Source organism: Gracilibacillus lacisalsi DSM 19029 (genome assembly GCF_000377765.1).
Classification (GTDB): Bacteria; Bacillota; Bacilli; order Bacillales; family Amphibacillaceae; genus Gracilibacillus; species Gracilibacillus lacisalsi.
In genome coordinates this window covers 367343-377458 of sequence record NZ_KB898664.1, presented here as the reverse complement: position 1 = coordinate 377458, position 10116 = coordinate 367343, and the positions used below count along the sequence as shown (strand labels likewise).

The 10116-nt window shown below is 36.2% G+C and carries 9 protein-coding genes and 4 tRNA genes; 3 read left to right on the top strand and 10 right to left on the bottom strand.

Annotated features, from left to right (window positions below):
* Nucleotides 1-8 precede the first annotated feature (8 nt).
* The 6 genes from D569_RS0106895 to D569_RS0106870 form a co-directional block, all read right to left on the bottom strand.
* Nucleotides 9-85 (bottom strand) — tRNA-Ile (locus tag D569_RS0106895).
* Nucleotides 86-100: 15 nt separating this feature from the next.
* Nucleotides 101-176 (bottom strand) — tRNA-His (locus tag D569_RS0106890).
* Between the two features lie 14 nt (nucleotides 177-190).
* Nucleotides 191-264: transfer RNA gene (locus D569_RS0106885), tRNA-Met, on the bottom strand.
* 4 nt (nucleotides 265-268) lie between these two features.
* Nucleotides 269-343 (bottom strand) — tRNA-Asn (locus D569_RS0106880).
* Between the two features lie 164 nt (nucleotides 344-507).
* Nucleotides 508-2145, bottom strand: a complete 1638-nt coding sequence (locus D569_RS0106875; protein WP_018931674.1) for a Na/Pi cotransporter family protein — start codon at nucleotides 2143-2145, stop codon at nucleotides 508-510.
* A 567-nt stretch (nucleotides 2146-2712) separates the two neighbouring features.
* Nucleotides 2713-3363, bottom strand: a complete 651-nt coding sequence (locus D569_RS0106870; protein WP_018931673.1) for an NfeD family protein — start codon at nucleotides 3361-3363, stop codon at nucleotides 2713-2715.
* 252 nt (nucleotides 3364-3615) lie between these two features.
* On the opposite strand from D569_RS0106870, the gene ispG reads away from it, so the two are divergent.
* Nucleotides 3616-4719, top strand: a complete 1104-nt coding sequence (gene ispG / locus D569_RS0106865) for a flavodoxin-dependent (E)-4-hydroxy-3-methylbut-2-enyl-diphosphate synthase (RefSeq protein WP_018931672.1) — start codon at nucleotides 3616-3618, stop codon at nucleotides 4717-4719.
* Nucleotides 4720-4762: 43 nt separating this feature from the next.
* On the opposite strand, the gene D569_RS0106860 is transcribed toward ispG, so the two are convergent.
* Nucleotides 4763-5179 (bottom strand): DUF4190 domain-containing protein, encoded by a 417-nt coding sequence (locus D569_RS0106860; RefSeq protein WP_018931671.1) that lies wholly within the window; start codon nucleotides 5177-5179, stop codon nucleotides 4763-4765.
* 86 nt (nucleotides 5180-5265) lie between these two features.
* Nucleotides 5266-5973 (bottom strand): lytic transglycosylase domain-containing protein, encoded by a 708-nt coding sequence (locus D569_RS0106855; RefSeq protein ID WP_018931670.1) that lies wholly within the window; start codon nucleotides 5971-5973, stop codon nucleotides 5266-5268.
* Between the two features lie 184 nt (nucleotides 5974-6157).
* On the opposite strand from D569_RS0106855, the gene D569_RS0106850 reads away from it, so the two are divergent.
* Nucleotides 6158-6442, top strand: a complete 285-nt coding sequence (locus tag D569_RS0106850; protein WP_018931669.1) for a DUF2624 family protein — start codon at nucleotides 6158-6160, stop codon at nucleotides 6440-6442.
* 194 nt (nucleotides 6443-6636) lie between these two features.
* On the opposite strand, the gene D569_RS0106845 is transcribed toward D569_RS0106850, so the two are convergent.
* Entirely contained in the window at nucleotides 6637-7530 is an 894-nt protein-coding gene (locus D569_RS0106845; RefSeq protein WP_018931668.1) for a deoxyribonuclease IV, read from the bottom strand.
* Nucleotides 7531-7547: 17 nt separating this feature from the next.
* Nucleotides 7548-8861 carry a DEAD/DEAH box helicase gene (locus D569_RS0106840; protein ID WP_018931667.1) on the bottom strand — a complete coding sequence of 438 codons (1314 nt, stop codon included), beginning with the start codon at nucleotides 8859-8861 and terminating at the stop codon, nucleotides 7548-7550.
* 136 nt (nucleotides 8862-8997) lie between these two features.
* Between D569_RS0106840 and D569_RS0106835 the strand changes: the two genes are divergently transcribed.
* Complete coding sequence (locus tag D569_RS0106835) at nucleotides 8998-9942, top strand: 4-hydroxy-3-methylbut-2-enyl diphosphate reductase (protein WP_018931666.1); 945 nt, start codon at nucleotides 8998-9000, stop codon at nucleotides 9940-9942.
* The last annotated feature ends 174 nt before the right edge of the window (nucleotides 9943-10116 follow it).

Sequence of the window (10116 nt, the reverse complement as noted above, 5' to 3'; positions counted from 1 at the left end):
TGAGAAAATGGTGGACCCTGCAGGATTCGAACCTGCGACCGATCGGTTATGAGCCGATAGCTCTAACCAACTGAGCTAAGGGTCCTCTTTTCTTATAATATGGGGCGACCGGTGGGGATCGAACCCACGCATGTCGGAACCACAATCCGATGTGTTAACCACTTCACCACGATCGCCATCGTACTTTTAATAGCGGCGGAGGGAATCGAACCCCCGACCTCACGGGTATGAACCGTACGCTCTAGCCAGCTGAGCTACACCGCCATAATGGCTCCACAGGTAGGATTCGAACCTACGACCGATCGGTTAACAGCCGATTGCTCTACCACTGAGCTACTGTGGAATAAAATTATGTAATCACTGAAGCGACATTTAATAATTTATCACAGCATGATATATTCGTCAATAGTTTTTTCTGTTTTTTTTATAAAAACTTATTAAATCTATGTATTCCTGATATGAATATGGTGGAAGCAGCCATACTGGCTACTCCCAACTATATCCTATTTAATGTTTTTGTCTTTCTCCTAATACTTCGTCTGCTATATTGACAGCATGATCACCGATACGCTCTAGATTACTGATAATGTCAGCAAATACAATACCAGCTGCTCCAGTACATGCTCCCTCATTAAGACGAATAATATGTTTTTTACGATATCTTCTTTCCATTTTATCTATTTCATTTTCTTTCTGCACAACATTTAATGCTGCTTCTCTATCCATATTTTCTAATGATGTGACAGCCTCTTTCACTGTACTAATCGTTAAATCAAACATTTCGTTAAGATCAATCATGCCCTGTTCTGTTATATCTACTTTATTAGAGATTCTGTAATTAACTAATTCAATAATGTTTTCAAAATGATCACCAATTCGTTCTATATCACGTACGGAATTAATCAGTGCTGAATGGTTATTACGCTCTGCATCAGAAAAATTTGTGCCCGATAATTCTACTAGATAAGACGTTATTTCACGATCTAGATTGTTTAGTGCTCCTTCTAATTGTAAAGCCATTTCCGAATTTTTCTGACTGTTACTGTTTAGGAACATACTGGTTTCTTCGAGCCCCTTAATGGCATATTTACCCATATGAATCACTTCCAGCTTCGCCTGATCTAAAGCAACTGATGGTGATTGGTTAATAAATATTGGATCTAAATGCTGCGGCTTATATTTCACAGCAGTATCTTCACCAGGGATAATCTTCGTTACCAACAATGCTAAGAGCCCAATAAACGGGAATTGAATAATCGTATTACTAAAGTTAAAAATACCATGCGCAAATGCTATGGTCATCGCTGGATTCAATTCTAACCATGTCTGAAGATTACTGATAAAAATAGTATATAACGGTAGCACAGCAACTACTATTATTGTTCCGATCAAATTGAAGATTACATGGGTTAGTGCTGCACGGCGAGCTGCAATTGTTGCACCAATAGATGCAATTACTGCCGTAATGGTGGTACCCAGGTTATCTCCAAATAATACAGGTAATGCCGCCTTCAGTTCAATAGCCCCTTCTGTCATCAAGCTTTGCAAGATACCAATCGTTGCACTTGAACTTTGGACAATTACCGTGAACACTGTACCTATAACAACACCTAGGATTGGTGTTTCTGACATACTTACGGTTAAGTCATGAAACATTTGAATATCTCTTAACGGCTTAAGTCCGGACCCCATGAGATCAAGTCCAAAGAATAATGAACCGAATCCAAAGATTGTTAAACCAAGATTAGACAATTTATTATTTTTTAAGAAAAATAACATAAGTGCGCCAACTGCAAGGATTGGTAACGCATATTCCTTAATTTCAATACCAATAATGAATGCAGTCATCGTTGTACCTATATTTGCCCCCATAATAACACCGATAGACTGTCTTAACGTCATAAACCCTGCATTTACTAATCCTACCGTTAGTACCGTTGTTCCAGTACTTGTTTGCAAAAGAACTGTCACAAAGATACCTGCAAGTACACCCATGAATGGATTACTTGTAGTCTTGTCCAAAATTTCCTGCAAACGATCGCCGGCAGTTTTTTGAAGTCCTTCCCCCATGTACTTAATACCAAGAAGAAATATCCCCAAACCACCGATAAACTCAAAAATCATAGCTTGTACATTTACATCCAACAGTGTTCATCCCTTCTCACAAATCTTTGTCTGTCTTTAGTATGACCAATGTGTCGAAAGTATTGCCTTTTTCCGTTTATTTTCTATATCTACTGATTCAACGACAAAATTAGACAAAACCTCCTACGCACACCACCTCATTATTAATTATTTATTGAGGGTTTGTAAAGGAATTTTATTAAAATTTACAAAACCTTAACAAACAATTTCATTATAACAACATTCGAACATAATAATAGTCTTTTTGACAAAATTTTTGATCTTTTTGTAGAGAAGTTTGTTTTTCAATAAATGGTAAGCAATTTCGTCAATTATTCCCTATTCAGATTAGCTCACTTCCACTTAGAATATACAAAACGCGAACCTACTTACTAGACGGAAACATTATAAAATAAGAAAAACTGAGCAAAACGCTCAGTTCTTTATAACTAATTTACCATTTCTCTAGCATCCATTATGAAATTCTTGAACAGCTTAGCCACCGCTCAAGCTACCCACTTCCCTTTCCATGGGTTTGACCCCAGGCATTGCGCTGATTTTATACTTTCTTTCCATGTTAACCTGCTTTTACTCAGCAGACTTTTCTATTTTCTTTTTATCCTTTACCAGTATCCTTGTTCCGTCTACCTCTACGATTTCAACTTCAGTATCTTTGGTGATCCATTTTCCTTCCGTAATTGCGCTATATTCCTTTTCGCCAATTAAAACTGTTCCTATCGGCCTCATATCTGTCGTTGTTATTCCCGTTTCACCCACTAATTCTTTATAGGATTGATTAATACTTGAATAACCTGCTTCATCGGTTAATTGATCAAACAATGTAATTTTGGTCCACATCTGACGCTTCTTAAAAACCTTTAAAAAGCCTAACGAACTGATTGCCCCAATAAATACACCAATAATTGCATACAAGCCAGCAGACATGTTTGGAGCGGTAAATCCAACAGATACGATCATACAAACAAGGCCGATTACTGCGAGGGTACCATCATTGATAACTTTACCATCAATTACCATCAGCATTAATCCAAAGAAATAAATAATGATCATAATAAAAAACATACCGGGATCTAAAAATGAAGCAAAATAAATAGTGATAAATCCTAAACCTAAAACACTGAAAATACCTTTTGCATTGACGAGTAGTTCACCAATAAGAAAAAGTGTTGCTAAAGCAACGATGACAAAACTCATCCAATCTGCAGTTATTATAAACATTTGCTCACCTCAAATCAGGTTTTTCTATCTATCATAACATACGATAAAAAGTGTTCTTTAGTTTCAATTTATTATTTTTTCATGAAGAATAAGGTTTGATACTTCTCATTTCTTATTTTAACCTTTATAATGGACAATGGTAATAAATTTCTGCCGCTGATTATATATTTAATTTAATAAATGCTAACAGTGATTTACCATTTTATATGAATGAATTTTTTGGGAAACTGAATTAAAGGAGCGATTTTATTTATGGCTTTAATACATCGGAAAGATACACGACCTGTAAAAGTGGGAAATGTGATGGTTGGTGGAAAAGATGAAGTAGTCATTCAATCCATGACAACAACCAAAACACACGATGTCGAAGCAACTGTTAAAGAAATTGAACGGCTTGAAGAAGCTGGCTGTCAAATTGTGCGTGTAGCTTGCCCAGACGAGCGTGCTGCCAATGCAATTCCTGAAATAAAACAAAGAATCAACATTCCACTAGTAGTTGATATTCACTTTAATTATAAACTTGCGTTAAAAGCAATTGAAGGTGGCGCAGACAAAATCCGTATTAACCCTGGTAATATCGGAAAAAGAGATAAAGTGGAAGCAGTGGTAAATGCCGCTAAAGAGAAAGGCATTCCAATTCGAATCGGAGTAAACGCAGGTTCTCTTGAGCGCCACATTTTAGAAAAATACGGTTATCCTACTGCTGATGGTATGGTTGAAAGTGCGCTTCATCATATTAAAATTCTAGAGGACTTGGACTTTCATGATATTGTTGTGTCATTAAAGGCTTCAGATGTTAAATTAGCAATTGAAGCGTATGAAAAAGCAGCAGAAGTTATTCCATATCCGTTGCATTTAGGGATTACAGAATCTGGAACTCTTTTCGCAGGAAGTATCAAAAGTGCCGCTGGTATGGGGGCCATTCTAAGTAAAGGGATCGGAAGCACTATGCGTATTTCATTAAGTGCGGATCCTGTAGAAGAAGTTAAAGTTGCTAAAGAGTTACTAAAATCATTTGGCTTAGCATCTAATGCAGCAACCTTAATTTCTTGCCCTACTTGTGGACGTATTGAAATTGATCTAATTAAGATTGCTAATGAGGTTGAGGAATATATTTCAACTATTAAAGCGCCTATTAAAGTTGCAGTACTGGGATGTGCTGTAAATGGTCCAGGGGAAGCACGCGAGGCTGATATTGGTATCGCAGGTGCACGTGGCGAAGGTTTACTATTCCGTCACGGTGAAATTATCCGAAAAGTTCCAGAAGAAACAATGGTAGAAGAGCTAAAAGTTGAAGTTGATAAAATTGCTGAAGAATATATCCAAAAACAAAAAGAAGAAGTACAAGAAATATAAAGAATAAACAAAAGGCAAGCCATACACGGCTTGCCTTTGTTATTTATAACGGTATAAATATCAGCGAAATTAATATAGAAACTATCGCTGTTACGATAGCTGCATTACCTAGCGTATTGGCACCTTGTTGTCTGGAAATAAACCCTAAAACAATGCCACCAATTGCCAGTATCAACGGCCAAACGAAAAAGGAAGCTAATGCTAAAACTAAACCAGCCCACCCCCATGCAGTGTTAACATCTGATTGCATTTCTGTTTCTTGCTCTTCAGATTCTACAGGGCGATTAAATTCATTAGCTGATAACTCAGCAGAAGTTTCTGCTTCCCTTTTATACGCCTCATCTACTGCATACAATTCATCTGTAGCTACAAATTGTTTAGATTGAGGTGCTTCATCGATACGTCCATTATCGATTTTAGGAGCATTCTCAACTTGTTGGTCATTCCGATGCTCTGGCATACTATAAACCCTCCCTTTCTTTTAGAGGTACATTTTTAGTATGCCTTATTTCTTTATGCTGTTACGTGGTAAATTCTACTTTCCATTTACGGTGCATATGCAACAAATTCTTTATATTTTTGAGCATTCTTTTGGATTCGTGAAGCATATTCACTATTAGCATGACCATTTTTTAGCTTATATTGCTCTAAACCTGCCATTCCACGATGGTAGGCCGTCAAAGTTTCATCCCAATTGTCATATTGATCATATAAATAATCAATATAAACTAAAGATAATTTTATCGAATAGTACGGATCAAATAAAAGTTCATCTTCATAAGGCATATCAGCCATATCTGCTATCCATGGTGCTGTATTTTTCATAAACTGAGCCATACCGTATGCATGCCCATATTTTGTTTCTGGACCAACTAATTCAGGATCAAAACTGTTACCTGTCTCAATTTTTAACAGTTCATAAACAATAAATGGATCGATACCGTATGTTTCTGCTTCTTTCACTAAATAAATCGCCCATGGTCTTAGAAATTTCCCTTCACTTTCCTCCACCATCACCTCTGCTATATCGAAATATTTCGGCCATGTTTCATGTGTCAGTTCAACTTCTTTTTGATTAGCTTGGGTTAAAATATATTGAGCTTGTGATTCCATATTTTGCACTTCTTGCTCTAATTCAACCTTATCTTTCTTTAGTGCTTGCATTTCTGATTTATATGAATTTACTTGATAATAGCTCCAACTTATAAGCACCAAAGTAAATACAATGCTAATCCATTGTATCTTTTTTAACATGTAAAAATACACTCCTTTACTTTCCAAGCATTAGTCGATATTGTAGTTTTAATCTACAGCGCTATATGTTAGCGAAAAATGTCGATTAATGCAAATAATTTACACTCTACTCTTATTACCCATATGCACAAAAAATAAACATTATTGCATAAAATAATGAAACGATAATAAAGGAGTTTTTGATATGAACGGTTTAACCAAACAAATCATGCTCAGAAAAATGAGGAAAATCAGTGCAAAAGAAATAACAGATTATGCTAAGAAATATCACATTGCTATCACAGAAGACCAAGCAAAATTAATTTCGAGTCATTTAAAAAAGAGCAATTATGATCCGACAAATGCCGAAGATCGAGCACAAATGCTAAAGAAACTTGCGCAAATCACAGATATAAAAACAGCTAAGGCTTGTCTGCAACTATTTCATAAACTAATTAAAGAATATGGAGTAGAAGATTATTTTAAATAAAGTTGCACTGATCAGTATGTTAATGTTTGTTATTGGACTTATTTCACTTCCTTGTGTTACTTAAACTTGAACTAGGGCTTACAGAGAGCATCTTGAAAAAATCAGTTCATCAAAAAACTCTGCCATTTTTCATTTAATTGGCAGAGTTTTTAAGCTATACATCTTAACAATATTTTACTGTATTTATAAAAGTTTTACTGGTTCACAATATGTTCTTTTAAATCTGTAACAAAAGATCCATTTTTTAGCATTTCGATCTCGAATTTATATGGAGGTTTTTTATTTTTCTTATCTTCTCCAACGTAAGGAGTTTCCAAAATCTTCGGCAATTCTGTTAACTGATCGTGATGGACAATGTTATGAATCGTCTCAAAACCGATATGTCCAAATCCGATATTTTCATGACGGTCTTTTCCTGCGCCTTGAACATTTTTACTGTCATTAATATGAACAACTTTTAATCGATCAAGACCGATTATTTTGTCAAACTCATTTAAAACCCCATCAAAATCATCAACGATTGGGTATCCTGCGTCATGGATATGACAAGTATCCATGCAGATGGAAAGTTTTTCGTTATGTGTTACACCATCGATAATTTTAGCTAATTCATCAAAACTTCGACCGATTTCTGAACCTTTACCAGCCATTGTTTCCAAAGCAATTTGGACATCTTGTTTAGGATCCAGTACTTCATTTAATCCTTCAATAATTTTAGCTATTCCTGCATCAACACCTTCACCAACATGCGCACCTGGATGTAACACAATTTGCTTAGCACCGATTGCTTCTGTTCGATCAATCTCACTCTTTAAAAACGATACACCTAGTTCAAATGTTTCTTTCTTTTTTGCATTTCCAATATTGATAATATATGGGGCATGGACGACAACATCCACAATCCCATTGTCCTCCATATGTTGTCGACCTGCTTCAATATTTAATTCTTCTATCGGTTTTCTTCTAGTATTTTGTGGAGCTCCTGTATAAATCATAAAAGCCGTTGAACCGTATGATACTGCTTCTTCACTTGAGCCTAATAGCATTTTCTTCCCACTCATTGATACATGTGATCCAATTTTTAACATAATTCCTCTCACCTTTTCTATTTTTTCTTAAATTGATTTCTCGCTAATTTCTTTTTTACTCTCTGCTGTTGTTTTTTCATTTTTTTCTTATAACCTGGTTTTACTTTCTTTGGTTTTCTTGTTTGTTGCCATGCCTTTTTCTCAATATCACTTTCTTGCCTTTCGCGTTTTTGCCTTACATTCCATGCTTTAGCTTCACGCCATTCCCCTTTTACCACATCATAAAAGGTAAAAGTTAATCCTTTTTTCTCTAACTTCTTAATAAGTGCTATATCTTCTTCATGATAAAGATTTATCGCTGTTCCTTCCATTCCTGCACGTGCGGTTCTGCCAACCCGATGCAAATAAAATGATTCTTCTTTTGGTAATTCCGCATTAATCACATGACTAACACCCTTAATATCAATACCACGTGCTGCAAGGTCAGTAGCGACAATATATTGATATTTCAACTGCTGAATTTCCTTAAGGACTCGTTTTCGTTCCCGTTGATTAAGACCGCCATGAATGAGTCCAACCTCTAACCCTTTAGTTTGTAATTGCTCCGCTAATTGATTGGCTTTTTCTTTACCATTGGTGAAAATAATGGCTAAATATGGTTGAATGATCTTGGAAATATCAAAAATGACATCAGCTTGTTCGCGGTGTCTAAGATCAATTAACCGATGCTCCAGCTTCTCAGGAGCTAAGCGATCATCAATGTTGACATAAAGGGGTGCATTCAAGTATTTCTTAAGAAATGGCTGTAATTTCTCTGGAATCGTAGCTGAAAACACCATCACTTGAATATCAGGATCTGCATTGGTTAGAATTCGGTCAATTTCTTCAATAAGTCCTAGTTCTAACATTAAATCCGTTTCATCGATCACAAAGGACCGTGCGGAATAAATATCTAATACCCCTTCTTGTATCAAATCTAAAATACGTCCTGGTGTACCTACCACGATATGTGGTGGTTGTTTCATTTTTTCAACCATTCTTTTTTTGTCAGTTCCACCGATAATTAACTTTGCGCGCCAGATATCCTCATTCACAGAAAACTGCATAATTTTCTTCACTTCATCATATATTTGGATAGCAAGCTCTCTTGTTGGTGCAGTTAATACAATTTGGGTTTCGGATTGATTAATATCAAGTTTATTCAACAATGGGATGAGAAAAGCATGAGTTTTCCCTGATCCAGTTTCTGATTGTCCAATAATGTCTTTTCCTTTTAAAGCCTCTGGGATGACTTTGGCTTGAATGGCAGTGGGCTCATAAAATCCAAGCTTACTAATCACTTCATTCATCCAATCATTCAATGCATATTGTTTAAATAAATGCTTTTCCATGTTATTCTCCTTCTAGTTAACAAATATCTTTGTCAATTGTAGCAAATACCTTTATAATATAAGTATTGGACAAATTCAAGTCCGCTATTAAACATTTTACTTGATCTCTAGTAGAAAGTACAGAGGGGGAACCAGAATGGAAGTAATTAAGATTGCTCCTAGAGGGTATTGCTATGGAGTTGTCGATGCAATGGTAATTGCTCAAAATGCAGTGAAGGATCCCAATCTACCTCGCCCTATTTATATACTTGGTATGATTGTTCATAATTCGCATGTAACCAACGCCTTCCAAGAACAAGGTGTTTACACATTAGATGGAAAAAATCGTGGAGAGTTGTTAGAGGAAATTGAAGATGGGACAGTTATTTTCACAGCTCACGGTGTATCGCCAGAAGTAAAGAAACGTGCAGAAGAAAAAGGGTTGACTGTTCTTGATGCAACATGCCCGGATGTTACAAGAACACATGATTTAATTCGTGAGAAAGTTAAAAACAATTATGAAATTGTCTACATTGGTAAGAAAGGCCATCCAGAACCTGAGGGTGCAGTAGGTGTAGCACCGGATCATGTTCATTTAATACAAAATCAAGAAGATGTTGAAAATCTTCATATTAATGCTGAAAAAATCTTAGTAACCAATCAAACAACCATGAGTCAATGGGATGTTTATGATGTAATGCTTAAAGTTCAAGAAAAATATCCGCAAACGGAGCTGGAACAAGAAATCTGTATGGCAACCCAGGTTCGTCAAGAAGCAGTAGCGGAACAAGCGAAGGATGCCGATCTAACTTTAGTTGTGGGAGATCCACGTAGTAATAACTCCAACCGTTTAGCACAAGTTTCTATTGAAAAAGCTGGTACTCAAGCATATCGCATTGCTGATGTTTCTGAAATTCAATATGAATGGTTAGAAGGTGTTTCAAAAGTTGCCGTAACTGCTGGTGCATCAACACCGACACCAATTGCAAAAGAAGTTATCAAATTCATCGAACTTTATGACCCGAATAACCCAGAAACATGGGATCGTACGTCAAAAGTAAAGAAAGATAAAATCTTACCAAAAGTAAAAGCCAAAAAATAAGAAGCAGACACCTTTCCGGTGCCTGCTTCTTATTTTATCAGAAAATGGCTCCTCCACATCATCCATATACTGCGAAATAACATGACAAGAATTTGCTCTCTTCCTGTACTGCATTTTGATGAGTTCTTACATGCGCTCCGGCAAGATACTTCGCTTTCCACGGGCACGGCCTTA